Source organism: Pseudomonas sp. LBUM1644 (genome assembly GCF_059716195.1).
Genome location: NZ_CP166812.1, coordinates 5,107,455 through 5,123,258, shown reverse-complemented (window position 1 = coordinate 5,123,258; position 15,804 = coordinate 5,107,455). Strand labels below are relative to the sequence as shown.

Sequence of the window (15,804 nt, the reverse complement as noted above, 5' to 3'; positions counted from 1 at the left end):
TGCAGGTTTTAGTGCTGCAGAATCTTGTTGAGGAAATGCTGCGTACGCTCGGCGCGGTGGCTGATGTCGCCGAAGAAGTCCTCTTTCTTGCAGTCTTCGATGATCTTGCCAGCGTCCATGAAGATCACCCGGTCTGCCACTTTACGGGCGAAGCCCATTTCGTGGGTCACGCACATCATGGTCATGCCTTCGTGGGCCAGTTGCACCATCACGTCGAGCACTTCGTTGACCATTTCGGGGTCGAGTGCCGAGGTCGGTTCGTCGAACAGCATGACGATCGGGTCCATCGCCAGCGCACGGGCAATCGCCACACGCTGCTGTTGACCACCGGAGAGCTGGCCCGGGTGCTTGTGGGCGTGAGCCGAGAGGCCGACGCGCTCCAGCAGTTGCAGGCCTTTCTTGGTGGCTTCGGCCTTGCTGCGGCCCAATACCTTGATCTGCGCGATGGTCAGGTTTTCGGTAATGGTCAGGTGCGGGAACAGTTCGAAGTGCTGGAACACCATGCCCACCCGCGAACGCAGTTTCGGCAGGTCGGTCTTCGGGTCGGCGATGGACGTGCCATCGACCACCACGTCGCCTTTCTGGAACGGTTCCAGCGCGTTCACGCATTTGATCAGGGTGGACTTGCCGGAGCCGGACGGCCCGCACACCACAATCACTTCGCCTTTTTTGACCTCGGTGCTGCAGTCAGTCAGTACCTGGAAGTCGCCATACCACTTGTTGACATTCTTGATAGAGATCATACGGCAAACCTTTTTTGCAGACGCTTGACCAGCAGCGAGGCGGCAAAGCTGATTGTGAAGTACACGAGCCCTGCGAAGATCAGGAACTCATTGGAGCGGCCGATGATGTCGCCGCTGGCACGCGAGGCGTTGAGGAAGTCCACCAGGCCGACCGCGTAGACCAGCGAGGTGTCTTGAAACAGGATGATGCTCTGTTGCAGCAGCAGCGGGGTCATCTTGCGGAACGCTTGCGGCAGGATGATCAAGCGCATCATCTGGCCATACGACATGCCCAGGGCTTGGGCAGCGCCCATCTGGCCTTTGGGAATCGATTGCACGCCAGCCCGGACGATTTCGCAGAAGTACGCCGCTTCGAACATCATGAAGGCCACGATGCACGAGGCGAACGCGCCGATCGGTGTGTCTTCGCCGGTGATCCAGCGCAGCACGAACGGTACCGCCAGGTAGAACCAGGTGATGACCAGCAGCAGCGGGATCGAGCGGAAATAGTTAACGTAGGCGCCGGCAAGGTTCGACAGCAGTTTGCTGTGGGACAGGCGCATCAGCGCGAGGATCGTGCCGAGGATGATGCCGCCGACCACGCCCATGACCATCAGCTTGAGGGTCATGAGCATGCCGTTCCACAAGCCCGGCAGGGACGGGATGATGCCCGAGAAGTCGAATTCCATCATTTACCCCCTACGGAGATCAGGCCCGGTACGGCAACTTTCTTCTCGACCAGGCGCATCAGCAGCATCAGGCTCATGTTCAGGGTGAAGTAGATCAGCGTCGCCAGGGTGAAGGCTTCAAACAGGTTGGCGGAGAACTCGGCGGTCTGTTTGGTCTGCGCGAGCAGCTCCATCAGGCCGATCAGCGAGGCCACGGAGGTGTTCTTGAAAACGTTCAGGAATTCCGATGTGAGCGGCGGAATGATGATCCGGTAGGCCTGGGGCAGCAGCACGTTCCAGTAGATCTGCGGCAGCTTGAAACCCATGGCGCGCGCAGCGGCTTCCTGGCCTTTGGGCAAGGCCTGGATGCCGGTGCGCACCTGTTCGCAAACGCGAGCCGTGGTGAACAGGCCCAGGCAGACGACGACGCTGAGGAACGCCGAGGTGGTCGGGTTCAGGTCCTGCTTGTACCAGTCTTGCAGGTTCTGCGGCAGCAGGTCGGGCACCAGGAAGTACCAGATGAACAGCTGAACCAGCAGCGGCACGTTACGGAAGAGTTCGACGTAGCAGGTCGCGATGCCCGATACGATGCGATTCGGCACGGTGCGCATGACACCCAGAACCGAGCCCAGTGTCAGGGCGATGATCCAGGCCACGATGGCGATGGCAATGGTCCAGCCCAAACCGGTGAGGTACCAGTCGAAATAAATTTCGCTGCCCACGCCGGTGGACTTGAAGAACACGCCCCAGTCCCAGTTGTAATTCATTAGGGTCTCCCCTCGGATTCGTTCGATGTACAAGTGCCCGCTTGGGGAGATCCTTTCCCGCCTAACCGCGAAGGTCAGGCACACACGAACGGCTCGACAGCCACCGGTTCGAGTGTTTCCAAAAATGCCAGCAGGGAGTGACAACCTCCTGAAAGGGCAGCGGCCCTCTCAGGAGATAAGGTTAGTCAGGAATCAGGATTTCTTGTCGTCAGCCGCTTTATCAGTCGGATTGGCGATCAGGGCCTTGAGCTCTTCGCTCATCGGGAAGTTCAGGTTCAGGTTTTTTGGCGGGATTGGCGACATGAACCATTTGTCGTAGATCTTGTTGATCTCACCGGACTTATAAGTCGCGATGATCGCGTCATCCACGGCCTTTTTGAACGGCTCGTCGCCCTTGCGAACCATGCAGCCGTAGATTTCGTAGGACTGTGGCGTACCGGTCACGGCCCAGTCCTCGGCTTTCTTGGCCTTGGCGGCTTCACCGGCGAGCAAGGCGTCGTCCATCATGAACGCAACAGCGCGGCCCGATTCCAGCATCTGGAAGGACTCGCCGTGGTCTTTGGCGGAGATGACGTTCATGCCCATCTGTTTGTCGGCGTTCATCGACTTGAGGAGGCGCTCGGACGTGGTGCCCGCGGTGGTCACGACGTTCTTGCCTTTGAGGTCGTCGAAATCCTTGTACGCGGAACCTTTCTTGGACAGCAGGCGGGTACCGATTTCGAAGATGCCGACGGAGAAGTCAACTTGCTGCTGACGTTCTACGTTGTTGGTGGTGGAGCCGCATTCGACGTCCACGGTGCCGTTCTGCACCAGCGGGATACGGGTTTGCGAGGTGACCAGGTTGTATTTCACCTCGAGGTTCGGCAGGTCCAGGTCTTTCTTGATGGCTTCGACGATTTTCAGCTGGATATCGTGGGAGTAGCCAACCGGTTTGCCGGAAGCGTCCGCGATATAGGAAAACGGAATTGAAGCGTCACGATGCCCGAGGGTGATGACGCCGGACTCTTTGATCTTCTTCAGTGTGCCGGTGAGTTCGGCAGCGAAAACTGGAGTGGTAATCAGAGCGGCAGCAATGGCTGCGCCCAGGATATGGGGAACGATGCGCATCAAATTTTCCTCGACATTGTTTTTTTTATGGAGCCAGTTCACCGGCCCTTTTGTGCTTCGAATGTTCGGCGGCCCTGAAGGTTCGCCACAACAAGCATTCGTCCAAGAGTGTAGAGCATGACTCGTGCCAGGCCAGGCGATACAGGTCAACATATTGATTTATAAGGATATTAAATATTTATGATGTGATTTTGCAGGTTGAATAATCCGGTTAACCGAATCGACCGCCAAGTCGCGTTCGGAAAACCGAATGCAAAAGATCGCAGCCTTCGGCAGCTCCTACAGGATTGTGTGGGACTGCCGAAGGCTGCGATCTTTTGATCTTCTGCTTTACCGCGATCAGGCCGCTTCGATCTTGCTGCGGTTATGCTCGACCTTGCTCAGGTAATCCGCCAGCTTCTGCTGTTCCGCCGGAGTGGTGAACAGCCCGAGCTTGCTGCGGCGCCACAGAATATCGTGCGCGGTGGTTGCCCACTCTTCGCTGCACAGGTAATCGACTTCGCGGGTGTAGAGCCCGCCGCCAATGTGTTCGCCCATGTCACTGAGGTTCTCTACACCTTCAAGCATGCGCCAGGTGCGGCTGCCGTAGGTGGTGGCCCAGCGGCGCGAAATTTCGGTTGGAACCCAGTCGAACCTGTCGCGAATCAACGAGCTCAGCGCCTGGGGGGTGCTCATGTCTTCGCCGCCCGGCAGGGTAGCGGTGGCCGTCCAGCTCGGCTTGATGTGCTTGAAGTACGGCGCCAGTTGCGCCAGCGCCGACTCGGCCAGCTTGCGGTAGGTGGTCAACTTGCCGCCAAACACTGACAACAGCGGCGCTTCTTCGCCGCTGCCGGACAGCGCCAGGGTGTAGTCGCGGGTGACGGCCGACGGATTGTCGGATTCGTCGTTGCACAACGGCCGAACGCCGGAATAGCTGTGCAGGATGTCGTCGCGGCTGATTTGCTTCTTGAAGTGGGCGTTGACCACTTTCAACAGGTAATCGGTTTCGCCTTCGGTGATCGCAACGGCAGCCGGATCGCCGGTGTATTCTCGGTCGGTGGTGCCGATCAGGGTGAAGTGGTTCAGGTAGGGAATGGTGAACACGATGCGCTGATCTTCATTTTGCAGAATGTGCGCGTGTTCGCCTTCGTACAGTTTCGGCACGATCAGGTGGCTGCCCTGGATCAGACGAATGCCGTAGGGCGATTCCATCTTCAGGTCGTCACGGATGAACTTGGCGACCCATGGACCGGCCGCATTCACCAGCGCCTTGGCGCGGATCGAAAACAGACTGCCATCGGCACGTTCCAGGTGCAGGTGCCAAAAACCTTTGGTGCGACGGGCGCTGACGCAACGGGTCTGGGTGTGAACATGAGCGCCGTTCTCGCGGGCGGCCATGGCGTTCAGCACCACCAGGCGCGCATCGTCGACCCAGCAATCGGAGTATTCGAAGCCTTTGGTTATCTCGCTTTTCAGTGGGCTGTCGGGGCCAAACTTCAGGCTTTTCGAACCTTCGAGCTTTTCACGCTTGCCGAGGTTGTCATAAAGGAACAGCCCGGCGCGAATCATCCAGGCCGGACGCAGGTGCGGGCGGTGCGGCAACACGAAGCGCATCTGCTTGACGATGTGCGGCGCCTTGGCCAACAGCACTTCACGCTCGGCAAGGGCTTCGCGCACCAGGCGGAACTCGTAATGTTCGAGGTAGCGCAGGCCACCGTGGATCAGCTTGCTGCTGGCGGACGAGGTATGGCTGGCCAGATCGTCTTTTTCGCAAAGGAACACTGACAGACCGCGACCGGAGGCATCCGCTGCGATCCCGACGCCATTGATCCCGCCACCGATGACGGCGATGTCGTAGACCTCAGCGAGAGGGGGCGTAGACAAGGTAGAAGTGGGCATCGGCTGGCCTCGGGCTTTTTTGATTTTCTGTATTTGATTTCGAACATAAATGTTCATTTGCGAAAATGGTAGCCCATAAAGACGCGCACAGCCAGTCAGCTTCGATTGAAAATACTCATCGAAGGGCCATTAAAGGAAAATTATCGAACATTAGAAGCAAAAGATCGCAGCCTGCGGCAGCTCCTACAGGGGTACGCGTATCCTTGTAGGAGCTGCCGAAGGCTGCGATCTTTAGAGGCTGAAAGCCTTAAACGACTTCGAGTCGAATTTTGTGCTGACTCAACAACTGCGCCAGCGCCGGCACCGGTTGCTGATCGGTCACCAGGCAATCAATCAGGCTGATCGGCCCCAGTCGAATCATCGCGTTGCGCCCGAATTTGCTGGAGTCCGCTGCCAGGATCACCTGCCGCGCATTGGCGATGATCGCCTGTGAAACGCGAACTTCCTGATAATCGAAGTCCAGCAGGCTGCCGTCTTCATCGATGCCGCTGATACCGACCAGCGCGAAGTCGACCTTGAACTGGTTGATAAAATCGACGCTGGCCTGACCGACCACGCCACCGTCTCGCCTGACATTGCCACCGGTCAGCAGAACGTCGAAGTCGTCCTTGGCGCTGAGCATCGAGGCCACATGCAGGTTGTTGGTGATGATCTTCAGATGGTTGTGGTTGAGCAGCGCCCGGGCAATCGATTCGGTTGTTGTACCGATGTTGATGAACAATGAGGCGTGATCGGGAATCTGTGCCGCAATGGCTTCGCCGATACGCTGCTTTTCATCGCGCATCTGGTCGGCGCGCATGGCGTAGGCGGTGTTTTCGACACTGGAGTCATAGGCTGCGCCGCCGTGGTAGCGACGCAGTAGATTGGCTTCCGCAAGCTGATTGATGTCGCGGCGGATGGTTTGCGGTGTAACGACGAACAGCGTGGCCATTTCCTCGATGCTGACATAGCCGCGTTCGCGAACCAGTTCGAGGATTTGCTGCTGACGGGGAGGCAGATTCATGGGGCTTCCTTTGGGCTGCCGTGCAAAATTTGCCCATGATGCCGCAGGAATCTGCTCCCTACCAGTTAGAACCCAAATGGATCCTGTCGTTGGCTTATTCAGCGCCCTCGTGCGGTTCCCAATCGCGGGTACGGCTGACGGCTTTTTTCCAGCCAGCGTAGAGTTTTTCCTTCGCGGTTTCGTCCAGGGTCGGTTCGAATTCGCGTTCGATCACCGCCTTGCCGCGCAACTCTTCCAGGCTGCCCCAGAAACCGCACGCCAGGCCGGCCAGGTAAGCAGCACCCAATGCGGTGGTTTCACGCATTTTCGGGCGCTCGACCTGAGTCCCGAGGATATCGGCCTGGAACTGCATCAGGAAGTTGTTGGCCACCGCGCCGCCATCCACGCGCAGGGCTTTCAGGCGTTCGCCGGAATCCTGTTGCATGGCGTCAAGCACGTCGCGGGTCTGGTAGGCGATCGACTCCAGGGCTGCACGAATAATGTGATCCACGCGTACGCCGCGGGTCAGGCCGAACAGTGCGCCACGGGCATACGGGTCCCAGTACGGAGCGCCCAGGCCGGTGAAGGCCGGCACCAGGTACACGCCGTTGCTGTCCTTGACCTTGTTGGCGAAGTATTCGGTGTCATGGGCGTCGTTGATGATCTTCAGTTCATCACGCAGCCACTGAACCGTGGAGCCGCCGTTGAAGACCGCGCCTTCCAGCGCGTAGGCCACTTCGCCACGCGGGCCGCAGGCGATGGTGGTCAGCATGCCGTGCTTCGACTTCACGGCTTTGTCGCCGGTGTTCATCAACAGGAAGCAGCCGGTGCCGTAGGTGTTTTTTGCCTGGCCTGGCTCGACGCACATCTGGCCGAACAGGGCTGCTTGCTGGTCGCCCGCGATGCCGCCGATAGCGATGCCGCTTTTGGTGTTGCCGTAGATTTCCGACGATGACTTAACTTCCGGCAGCATCTCGCGCGGGATATCCAGCACTTCCAGCATCTTCGCATCCCACTGCAGTGTGTGGATGTTGAACAGCAGGGTGCGCGAAGCGTTGGTGTAGTCGGTAACGTGCACCTTGCCGCCGGTAAATTTCCAGATCAGCCAGCTGTCGACGGTGCCGAACAGCAGTTCGCCTTTGCGCGCGCGCTCGCGGCTGCCTTCGACGTTGTCGAGGATCCACTTGAGCTTGGTGCCGGAGAAGTACGGATCGGTCACAAGGCCGGTGGTGTCACTGATGTATTGCTCGTGGCCGTCGCGCTTGAGCTGCTGGCAGATCTCGGTGCTGCGGCGGCACTGCCAGACGATCGCGTTGTAGATCGGGCGGCCGGTGGTCTTGTCCCAGACCACCGTGGTTTCGCGCTGATTGGTGATCCCGATGGCGGCGACCTGGTCGTGATGCAGGCCGGCTTGTGCCAGGGCCTCGACCATCACGGCGCTTTGGGTGGCGAAGATTTCCATCGGGTCGTGTTCGACCCAGCCGGCTTGTGGGTAATGCTGTGCGAATTCGCGTTGCGCGGTGCAGACCACGTTCGCGTCGCGGTCGAAAATGATCGCGCGAGAGCTGGTCGTACCCTGGTCGAGGGCAATGATGTAGTTCTTATTCTGAATGTCGGTCATGTCGATTGCCTTGGACGAAATAAGGGAGTGAGGTCACGCGCGGGACCAAAGGGCAGGATCACGCGCCTACGGTATCAAGAAGTTCGTGGTTTGCCGTCAATGGCCGGTGATACGTCCTTTGTAGCAGCAATGGCGTTGGGCAGATGGCGGGCAATCAGCCCGCGATAGGCCGCAGCGCCGAGGCAGGCACCGACAATCGGTGCAAAAATCGGAATCAGGAAGTACGGGATATTGCGCCCGCCGGTTAAGGAAATTTCACCCCAGCCCGCGAAGAAAGTCATCAGTTTGGGGCCGAAGTCGCGCGCCGGGTTCATCGCGAAACCAGTGAGCGGGCCCATCGAACTGCCAATCACCGCAATCAGCAGGCCGATCAGCAAGGGCGCCATTGGCCCGTTCGGCAAACCATTGTTGTCATCGGTCAGGGACATGATCACGCCCATCAGGATCGCGGTAATGATTACTTCAACCAGGAACGCCTGGGCCGTGGTCAGGGCAGGGTTGGGGAACGTGGAGAAGACCGACGCCAGTTCGAGGCTGGCCTGGGTGCCACGAACCATATGGTGAGTTTGTTCGAAATCGAAGAATAGGTTGCTGTACAGCGTGTACACCAACAAGGCCCCGCAGAAAGCCCCCGCCACTTGGGCGAGCACGTAGAACGGCAGTTTGCGCTTTTCGAAGTCAGCGAAAATGCTCAGTGCGATGCTGACGGCAGGATTGAGATGGGCCCCGGAAACCCCGGCGGTCAGATAGATCGCCATGCTCACGCCGATGCCCCAAATGATGCTGATTTCCCACAGGCCAAAGCTGGCACCCGCGACCTTGAGCGCGGCGACGCAACCCGTACCAAAAAATATAAGCAGCGCTGTCCCCAGGAACTCGGCCATGCATTGGCTGGAGAGCGATGGATGTTGTAAAGCAGTTGTCATTCAAACCTCGGTTCTTGTTGTTGTCTGGCGCTTGTCCTTCCTGAACGAAGCGCGATTTTCACCGAGGCAGGATCCCCATCCTGTTCTCGGCTTACTGCTGGTACCGCAAAGGAACATTCGTACAGTATTCGTAAACGAAAAAATATAGACAAGAAACGCTGCTGTCAAAGATCGAAAGCGAACAGGTAGTCACAATTCAACTATTAGTCATGTGAATGATCGTATTGTTCACGCTGTAGGAGCTGCCGAAGGCTGCGATCTTTTGATTTTAAAAGATCAAAAGATCGCAGCCTTCGGCAGCTCCTACAGGGATCAATGACCTAGAATCGAGCCCAGGATTTTTCTACCGCCGCCCAGTCTGGAACTGCCATGACCCCCGCATTGGATTTGTTGAAAAAAGTTCGAGCCGAACATCACGTGCACAGCTACGAACATGACCCCAAGGCAGCGTCCTACGGATTGGAGGCTGCGGAAAAGCTGGGGCTCGACCCGGCGCAGGTGTTCAAGACCTTGCTGGCAGCCAGTGAGAAAGGTGAATTGTTGGTGGCGGTGGTGCCGGTCGTCGGAAGTCTGGACTTGAAGGCTCTGGCTCACGCTGCCGGCGTGAAAAAAGTCGAAATGGCCGACCCCGCCGCGGCTCAGCGTTCGACCGGTTATTTGTTGGGCGGGATCAGTCCGCTGGGCCAAAAGAAGCGCTTGCGCACCTTTATTGACAGCTCGGCCCAACCCTTCGCCAGCATTTTTGTCAGTGCAGGGCGTCGTGGTCTGGAGGTGGAACTGGCACCGTCGGTGCTGGCTGAACAGACCCAGGCGAAGTTCGCCGATATCGGCCGCGCTTGAGCGACCTGGACAAGGAGTAGTGACATGCAGCTGGAGTTTTATCAGGTCGATGCGTTCAGTGATCGACCGTTTGGCGGCAACCCGGCGATGGTTTATCGGCTAGACGCCTGGCTCGCCGATGAGCTGATGCAGAAGATCGCCGCCGAGCACAACCTCGCCGAAACCGCATTTGTGGTACGCGAAGCGCAGGCCTGGCGCATTCGCTGGTTTACGCCGACCACCGAAGTTCCATTGTGTGGTCATGCGACGCTGGCCAGCGCTTACGTGCTATTTGAGATCTATAAAGAGCCGGTCGAGCGGCTGGATTTCATCTGCAAGTCCGGGCCATTGAGTGTGAGTCGTGAGGACGAGCGCTTATGGCTGGATTTTCCGGCGATTGAGCCATCGGAAATGGGCGTGACGCTGGATGTCGAGCGTGCGCTGGGTGTCGAAGCGGTCGATGTGTTGGGTTCGAATGAATTGTTCGTGGTGCTGGAGTCCGAGCAAGCGGTGCTCGAATGTCAGCCGGACATGGTCGCCCTGGCGAAGCTGCCCTGGCTGGGCGCCATCGTGACTGCGCGGGGAAGCAAGCACGACTTCGTGTCCCGTTACTTTGCACCCAAGATTGGCATCAACGAAGACCCGGTGACGGGTTCAACCCATTGCAGCCTGATTCCGTACTGGTCGAAGCGTTTGGGCAAGTCGAGTCTGACGGCGTATCAGTGTTCGGCGCGAGGTGGGGAGTTGTTCTGCCGGCTGGAAGGCGATCGGGTGAAGATCGGCGGGCATGTGACGCTGGTTGCCAGCGGTACGCTGATGCTGGGTTGACCCGAAAAGATCGCAGCCTTCGGCAGCTACAGGGTATGCATTCCATGTAGGAGCTGCCGAAGGCTGCGATCTTTTGATCTTCTAATGAGCAGAACTGTAACGACGAACACCCGCCTCTACAGTCGGCATCTGCGCCGCCGTGCTGCCAGACGCCTGGAACAACACCAAGTGTTCCGCCGCGACACGAATACCCACCTCTGCACCGACCTGACGATCTACATGACTCGGAAATATCGACTCAAGCTGTGCGCCAGTCGGTAACTGCAAGCGATACAAGGTCGACGCACCCTGGAACGACTTGCCGGCAATCCGCGCCTTCAAGGCGCTGTCTGGCGCATAAACGATATCGTCCGGACGCAGCAACACGTCCACCGCGCCACCGACTGGCCAGGTGTAGGCACGATTGCCGCGCAATTCACCCAGCTCGGTCTGCACCGATTCCGGGCTGTTCAGCTGGCCGCGAATGAAGTAACCCTGACCAATGAAACTGGCCACGAATGGCGTCAGCGGTTCGTGATAGAGGTTGTAGGGCGTATCCCACTGCTCCAGGCGACCTTCCTTGAAAACCCCAACATGATCGCTGACCGCGAAGGCTTCTTCCTGGTCGTGGGTCACCAGAATCGCACTGGTGCCCCGGGCCTTGAGGATGTCGCGCACTTCGTGGCTGAGCTTGCGCCGCAATTCGCCATCAAGGTTGGAGAAAGGTTCATCGAGCAGCAGCAGTTGCGGTTCCGGCGCCAGGGCCCGGGCCAGTGCGACACGCTGTTGCTGGCCACCCGAAAGTTCGTGTGGAAAGCGCTTGCCGAGGTTTTTCAGGTTGACCAGTTCGAGCAGCTCTTCGGTGACGCGATCCTTTTGCGGATGCTTGCGGATCCCGAAGGCGATGTTCTCGGCCACGCTCAAATGCGGAAACAGCGCGTAGTCCTGGAACACCATGCCGATCCGGCGTTTCTCCGGTGCGAGGGTGAAACCGGCGCGGGAGATCGTCTCGCCCGCCAGCGTGATTTCACCTTCGTGCACCGGTTCAAAACCGGCAATCGCGCGCAGGGTGGTGGTCTTGCCGCAACCCGAAGAGCCGAGCAGGCAACCGATGTCACCGGCATTCAGATGCAGGTTGAGGTTCTGCACGACTCGCTGGTCTTGATAGCCGCAGGCGAGGTTGCGCAGGTTCAGCAGTAATGGCTGGCTCATGCGTGGTGATACGCCGGTTCGACGAGAAATTCGAGCAGGGCCTTTTGGGCGTGAAGCCGGTTTTCGGCTTGATCCCAGGCGACCGAGCGCTTGTCGTCGAGCAGGTCGACGCTGATTTCTTCGCCGCGGTGGGCAGGCAGGCAGTGCATGAACAGCACGTCTTCTGCGGCCAGATCCAGCAACGCACGGTTGACCTGGAACGGTGCGAACAGCTTCAGGCGCTTGGCGGTCTCTTCTTCCTGGCCCATGGAGGTCCAGACGTCGGTGCTCACCAGGTGGGCGCCACGTACGGCATCCTTTGGATCGCGGACGATGGTCACACGGTCACCGGCCTTGGCCACGAACTCAGGGTTCGGCTCGTAGCCTTCCGGGCAGGCAATGCGCAACTGGAAGTCGAACTGGATCGCCGCTTCTATATAGCTGTTGCACATGTTGTTGCCGTCGCCGATCCAGGCCACGGTCTTGCCTTGAATGGAGCCACGGTGTTCGAGGAATGTCTGCATGTCGGCCAGCAACTGGCACGGGTGCAGGTCATCGGACAAGCCGTTGATCAACGGGACGCGCGAATTGGCGGCGAATTCGGTCAGTGTGCTGTGGGAAAACGTACGGATCATCACCGCATCGAGCATGCTCGACATGACGATGGCGGCGTCGCCGATCGGCTCGCCACGGCCCAACTGAGTGTCGCGCGGCGAGAGGAAGATTGCCTGGCCGCCGAGCTGGATCATGCCGGCTTCGAACGAGATTCGGGTGCGGGTGGAGGATTTCTCGAAAATCATCCCGAGCACGCGATTTTTCAGAGGCTCGAACAGTACGCCGCGGTTACGCAGGTCCTTGAGCTCAACGCCTCGACGGATCACGCTGACCAGCTCTTCGGGCGTGCAATCCATCAGGGAGAGAAAGTGCCTTGCGCTCATCATTGACTACCTTTTTGCTACAAACCGCAGATGCTCAAAGCCTTGTTTAATTGAACAACGGGCGAGACCTGCGGCGTAAGCCGCACGGGGCGACGAAATAGGGGAAGGCGCGATCTTGACATTAAATGTCGCGTTTTTCCAATAGGCTACGGTGCCGAGGGGATTTCAGAGGGGCTACGGGGGTTTCGCAGTAGCGCTTTTGAAGCCTGTTTCCTGACCAGTAGCCCGTCATTTGTACACTGGGCTCACAGAGCTTTGCAATCAAACAGGACGGGGGTGGCGCGGTGGCGGTCGGTTTCTGGACCGGTATTCGAAACCTCGGATGGCAATGTGCCTCGTCTGAAACATTTGCTAATGCAAAGTGCTGGGTTATAACTAAGTCCACGAGCGACGCAGGAAGCCTTCGGAATGGAATCGAAAGAACAGCAATTGATGGAATTACTCGGCCTCACGGCCCGCTCACTGACGCACCTCACTGCTTCCATGACCTCGATGTCCTTTGAGTTGTTGCGCAGTAACGACGAGGTCACCAAAGCTGCCGGCCGACGCATGATCGACCGCATGGCCACCATCAGTTCCGGGCTCGATGAGCACTGGCGACTGATCGGCGAACTCACGGGCGTGCATGTCGCCCACGAGCAGATCGAGACCATCCAGGAGATCCAGTTACAGGCGCCGCCGAGGCTGCCGCGCAACTGAACCCGATTGGCTATCGGCTGGCCTGATGGCCGCCGATTCACAAGACGAACGTCGCTGGCGCAGCGGCGGGGCTCGGGCCATAGTTTTGTTCCCGCGGCTGCTATTGCCCGCCCAGAACAAGACAGAGACTGGCCATGACCAAGACTCTCCATCACCGTGCCTGCCACCTGTGCGAAGCCATTTGCGGCCTGACCATCGAAACCACCGAGGCTGAAGGCACCATACAGATCACTTCGATCAAGGGTGACCCCCAGGACACCTTCAGCCGCGGGCATATCTGCCCCAAGGCCGTGGCCCTGCAGGATATTCAGAACGATCCGGATCGCCTGCATCAGCCCATGCGGCGGGTCGGCAGCGAATGGCAACCCATTGAGTGGGAAGAGGCCTTTGACCTCGTAGCCGAACGCCTGGCGGCGATTCAGGAACGGCACGGGCAGAACGCGGTGGCGGTCTATCAAGGCAACCCCAGCGTGCATAACTATGGGCTGATGACGCACAGCAATTACTTTCTCGGCCTGTTGAAAACCCGCAACCGGTTTTCCGCCACGTCGGTCGACCAGTTGCCCCATCACCTGACCAGCCATTTGATGTACGGCCACGGCTTGCTGTTGCCGATCCCGGACATCGATCACACCGACTTCATGCTGATCCTCGGTGGCAACCCGTTGGCCTCCAATGGCAGCATCATGACCGTGCCGGATGTAGAAAAGCGCCTGAAGGCGATTCAGGCGCGTGGCGGCAAAGTGGTGGTGGTCGATCCGCGTCGCAGCGAAACGGCGGCGATTGCCGATCAGCATCTGTTCGTGCGTCCCGGTGGCGATGCGGCGTTGTTGTTCGGGCTGCTCAATACCTTGTTCGCTGAAGGCCTGACCCGCGACAGTCATTTACCGGTGGACGGTCTGGATGAGGTGCGCGAGGCGGTTGCCCGTTTCACGGCCGAGGCGATGAGCCCGCTGTGCGCCGTTCCGGCGGAGCAGATTCGCCAGTTGGCGCGGGACTTCGCGGCGGCACCGACGGCGGTCTGTTACGGCCGCATGGGTGTTTCGACCCAGGCGTTTGGCACCTTGTGCCACTGGGTGGTGCAGTTGATCAACCTGGTCACCGGTAACCTTGACCGCGTGGGCGGTGCACTGTGCACCGAACCGGCGGTGGACCTGGTGGCATCGACCTCGGGCGGGCATTTCAACCTGTGGCAGAGCCGCGTGTCCGGACGTCCGGAGTACGCGGGTGAACTGCCGGTGTCGGCGCTGGCCGAAGAAATGCTCACTGAAGGCGAGGGGCAGGTTCGCGCATTGATCACCGTGGCCGGCAATCCGGTGTTGTCGACGCCCAATGGCCGACAACTGGAGCAGGCGCTGGATGGCCTGGAGTTCATGGTCAGCATCGACCTGTACATCAATGAAACCACGCGCTATGCCGACCTGATCCTGCCGTCCACCTCGGCCCTGGAAAACGATCATTACGACACCACGTTCAACATGTTTGCCGTGCGTAACGTCAGCCGCTTCAATCGCGCAATCCTGGCCAAACCGCAAGGCGCGCTGCACGACTGGGAGATTTTCGTCGGGCTGGCCAAGGCCTTTGCGGCGAAGACCGGCAAGGAACTGAAACCGACCATCGCCCCGGCACAAATGATCGACCGTGGCCTGCGCATGGGTGCGTATGGCGATGCTTCGGAACACAAGTTGTCGGTGGCGACCCTGTTCGATCACCCGCACGGGATTGACCTCGGCGCCTTGAAATCCAACCTTGCGCCACGGCTGAAAACGGCGAACCAGCGAATTCAGGCAGCGCCTGCGCCGATTCTTGCTGACCTGAGCCGCTTTGCAGCCTTGCAGGCGCCGGCCGCCGATGAGCTATTGATGATCGGCCGTCGCCATGTGCGCAGCAACAACTCGTGGATGCACAACTACCACCGTCTGGTGAAGGGCAAGCCACGCCATCAATTGCTGATGCACCCGGATGACCTGGCCAGCCGGGGGCTCAACGATGGGCAGCGGGTACGGGTCAGTTCGCGGGTCGGGGTGATCGAAGTCGAGGTGCTGGGCAGCCTGGATATGATGAAAGGCGTGGTCAGCCTGCCTCACGGCTGGGGTCATGCGCGGCCGGGCGTGCAGATGACGATTGCCAGTGGCCAGCCAGGTTCCAGCGCCAATGACCTGACCGATGAGTGTCAGCTCGATGAGTTGTCCGGGAATGCGGCGCTGAATGGCGTGCCGGTGACGGTGGCGGCGGCTTGATCGAGTCTGTCGGGGAGACCGAGCATGGCGCTCGGGTTTCCGTTACAATGCGCCACCGTGCCGACCCTTGAGTCGGAAAGTTCAGCCGAGGTGCTCCATGGATATCATCGAAACGATTAAAGAGCAGATTGCTAACAACACCATTCTGCTTTACATGAAAGGCTCGCCGAATGCCCCGCAGTGTGGCTTCTCCGCGAAAGCCGCGCAGGCCGTGATGGCATGTGGCGAAAAGTTTGCGTACGTGGACATCCTGCAGAACCCGGAAATCCGCGCCAACCTGCCAAAATACGCCAACTGGCCAACCTTCCCGCAACTGTGGGTCGGTGGTGAGCTGGTCGGCGGTAGCGACATCATGACTGAAATGGCTGCCGACGGTTCGTTGCAGAACACGATCAAAGCCGCTGCTGAAAAAGCCGCAGCTGCCAAGACCGAAGCCTGA

The 15,804-nt window shown here is 59.0% G+C and carries 15 protein-coding genes; 5 read left to right on the top strand and 10 right to left on the bottom strand.

Annotated features, from left to right (window positions below; genetic code table 11):
• Nucleotides 1-8: 8 nt before the first annotated feature.
• The 8 genes from ACA052_RS23460 to ACA052_RS23425 all read right to left on the bottom strand — a co-directional run bounded on the left by ACA052_RS23460 (nucleotide 9) and on the right by ACA052_RS23425 (nucleotide 8,671).
• Complete coding sequence (locus ACA052_RS23460; RefSeq protein ID WP_497647010.1) at nucleotides 9-743, bottom strand: amino acid ABC transporter ATP-binding protein; 735 nt, start codon at nucleotides 741-743, stop codon at nucleotides 9-11.
• A complete protein-coding gene (locus ACA052_RS23455; protein ID WP_497647009.1) occupies nucleotides 740-1,411 on the bottom strand; it encodes an amino acid ABC transporter permease in 672 nt (223 codons plus the stop codon). Before ACA052_RS23455 ends, ACA052_RS23460 begins: the two co-directional genes overlap by 4 nt.
• Nucleotides 1,411-2,157, bottom strand: coding sequence for an amino acid ABC transporter permease (locus tag ACA052_RS23450; RefSeq protein ID WP_497647008.1), 747 nt, complete (start codon nucleotides 2,155-2,157; stop codon nucleotides 1,411-1,413). The genes ACA052_RS23455 and ACA052_RS23450 overlap by 1 nt, the downstream gene beginning before the upstream one ends.
• A 192-nt stretch (nucleotides 2,158-2,349) precedes the next feature.
• Nucleotides 2,350-3,264: a glutamate/aspartate ABC transporter substrate-binding protein gene (locus tag ACA052_RS23445; RefSeq protein ID WP_497647007.1), complete on the bottom strand. Its 915-nt coding sequence runs from the start codon at nucleotides 3,262-3,264 to the stop codon at nucleotides 2,350-2,352.
• Nucleotides 3,265-3,603: 339 nt separating this feature from the next.
• Nucleotides 3,604-5,142 carry a glycerol-3-phosphate dehydrogenase gene (glpD, locus tag ACA052_RS23440; protein WP_497647006.1) on the bottom strand — a complete coding sequence of 513 codons (1,539 nt, stop codon included), beginning with the start codon at nucleotides 5,140-5,142 and terminating at the stop codon, nucleotides 3,604-3,606.
• A gap of 247 nt (nucleotides 5,143-5,389) precedes the next feature.
• Nucleotides 5,390-6,145, bottom strand: a complete 756-nt coding sequence (locus ACA052_RS23435; RefSeq protein ID WP_007916700.1) for a DeoR/GlpR family transcriptional regulator — start codon at nucleotides 6,143-6,145, stop codon at nucleotides 5,390-5,392.
• A 94-nt stretch (nucleotides 6,146-6,239) separates the two neighbouring features.
• Complete coding sequence (glpK, locus tag ACA052_RS23430; protein ID WP_497647005.1) at nucleotides 6,240-7,745, bottom strand: glycerol kinase GlpK; 1,506 nt, start codon at nucleotides 7,743-7,745, stop codon at nucleotides 6,240-6,242.
• 74 nt (nucleotides 7,746-7,819) lie between these two features.
• Nucleotides 7,820-8,671: an MIP/aquaporin family protein gene (locus tag ACA052_RS23425; protein ID WP_497647004.1), complete on the bottom strand. Its 852-nt coding sequence runs from the start codon at nucleotides 8,669-8,671 to the stop codon at nucleotides 7,820-7,822.
• A 369-nt stretch (nucleotides 8,672-9,040) separates the two neighbouring features.
• On the opposite strand from ACA052_RS23425, the gene ybaK reads away from it, so the two are divergent.
• Nucleotides 9,041-9,511: a Cys-tRNA(Pro) deacylase gene (ybaK, locus tag ACA052_RS23420; RefSeq protein WP_497647003.1), complete on the top strand. Its 471-nt coding sequence runs from the start codon at nucleotides 9,041-9,043 to the stop codon at nucleotides 9,509-9,511.
• A gap of 24 nt (nucleotides 9,512-9,535) precedes the next feature.
• Nucleotides 9,536-10,318 (top strand): PhzF family phenazine biosynthesis protein, encoded by a 783-nt coding sequence (locus tag ACA052_RS23415; protein WP_497647002.1) that lies wholly within the window; start codon nucleotides 9,536-9,538, stop codon nucleotides 10,316-10,318.
• 81 nt (nucleotides 10,319-10,399) lie between these two features.
• Here the strand turns inward: ACA052_RS23415 and ACA052_RS23410 are convergent, their stop codons facing one another.
• Both ACA052_RS23410 and argF read right to left on the bottom strand, forming a co-directional pair.
• Nucleotides 10,400-11,509, bottom strand: coding sequence for an ABC transporter ATP-binding protein (locus ACA052_RS23410; protein ID WP_497647001.1), 1,110 nt, complete (start codon nucleotides 11,507-11,509; stop codon nucleotides 10,400-10,402).
• Nucleotides 11,506-12,426, bottom strand: a complete 921-nt coding sequence (gene argF, locus ACA052_RS23405) for an ornithine carbamoyltransferase (protein WP_497647000.1) — start codon at nucleotides 12,424-12,426, stop codon at nucleotides 11,506-11,508. The genes ACA052_RS23410 and argF overlap by 4 nt, the downstream gene beginning before the upstream one ends.
• Before the next feature lie 408 nt (nucleotides 12,427-12,834).
• Between argF and plzR the strand changes: the two genes are divergently transcribed.
• From plzR to grxD, 3 genes are all read left to right on the top strand, one after another.
• Entirely contained in the window at nucleotides 12,835-13,125 is a 291-nt protein-coding gene (gene plzR, locus ACA052_RS23400; RefSeq protein WP_497646999.1) for a PlzR type 4 pili assembly inhibitor, read from the top strand.
• 134 nt (nucleotides 13,126-13,259) lie between these two features.
• Nucleotides 13,260-15,365 carry a molybdopterin oxidoreductase family protein gene (locus ACA052_RS23395; protein WP_497646998.1) on the top strand — a complete coding sequence of 702 codons (2,106 nt, stop codon included), beginning with the start codon at nucleotides 13,260-13,262 and terminating at the stop codon, nucleotides 15,363-15,365.
• Nucleotides 15,366-15,462: 97 nt separating this feature from the next.
• Nucleotides 15,463-15,804: a Grx4 family monothiol glutaredoxin gene (gene grxD, locus ACA052_RS23390; RefSeq protein WP_497646997.1), complete on the top strand. Its 342-nt coding sequence runs from the start codon at nucleotides 15,463-15,465 to the stop codon at nucleotides 15,802-15,804.

What these genes read in the sequence shown, in the direction of transcription:
- glpK (WP_497647005.1), bottom strand. Translation starts at nt 7,745, where the DNA reads ATGACCGACATTCAGAATAAGAACTACATCATTGCCCTCGACCAGGGT.
- ACA052_RS23460 (WP_497647010.1), bottom strand. Translation starts at nt 743, where the DNA reads ATGATCTCTATCAAGAATGTCAACAAGTGGTATGGCGACTTCCAGGTA.
- grxD (WP_497646997.1), top strand. Translation starts at nt 15,463, where the DNA reads ATGGATATCATCGAAACGATTAAAGAGCAGATTGCTAACAACACCATT.
- ACA052_RS23415 (WP_497647002.1), top strand. Translation starts at nt 9,536, where the DNA reads ATGCAGCTGGAGTTTTATCAGGTCGATGCGTTCAGTGATCGACCGTTT.
- plzR (WP_497646999.1), top strand. Translation starts at nt 12,835, where the DNA reads ATGGAATCGAAAGAACAGCAATTGATGGAATTACTCGGCCTCACGGCC.
- argF (WP_497647000.1), bottom strand. Translation starts at nt 12,426, where the DNA reads ATGAGCGCAAGGCACTTTCTCTCCCTGATGGATTGCACGCCCGAAGAG.
- ACA052_RS23445 (WP_497647007.1), bottom strand. Translation starts at nt 3,264, where the DNA reads ATGCGCATCGTTCCCCATATCCTGGGCGCAGCCATTGCTGCCGCTCTG.
- ACA052_RS23410 (WP_497647001.1), bottom strand. Translation starts at nt 11,509, where the DNA reads ATGAGCCAGCCATTACTGCTGAACCTGCGCAACCTCGCCTGCGGCTAT.
- ACA052_RS23395 (WP_497646998.1), top strand. Translation starts at nt 13,260, where the DNA reads ATGACCAAGACTCTCCATCACCGTGCCTGCCACCTGTGCGAAGCCATT.
- glpD (WP_497647006.1), bottom strand. Translation starts at nt 5,142, where the DNA reads ATGCCCACTTCTACCTTGTCTACGCCCCCTCTCGCTGAGGTCTACGAC.
- ACA052_RS23425 (WP_497647004.1), bottom strand. Translation starts at nt 8,671, where the DNA reads ATGACAACTGCTTTACAACATCCATCGCTCTCCAGCCAATGCATGGCC.
- ACA052_RS23435 (WP_007916700.1), bottom strand. Translation starts at nt 6,145, where the DNA reads ATGAATCTGCCTCCCCGTCAGCAGCAAATCCTCGAACTGGTTCGCGAA.
- ybaK (WP_497647003.1), top strand. Translation starts at nt 9,041, where the DNA reads ATGACCCCCGCATTGGATTTGTTGAAAAAAGTTCGAGCCGAACATCAC.
- ACA052_RS23455 (WP_497647009.1), bottom strand. Translation starts at nt 1,411, where the DNA reads ATGGAATTCGACTTCTCGGGCATCATCCCGTCCCTGCCGGGCTTGTGG.
- ACA052_RS23450 (WP_497647008.1), bottom strand. Translation starts at nt 2,157, where the DNA reads ATGAATTACAACTGGGACTGGGGCGTGTTCTTCAAGTCCACCGGCGTG.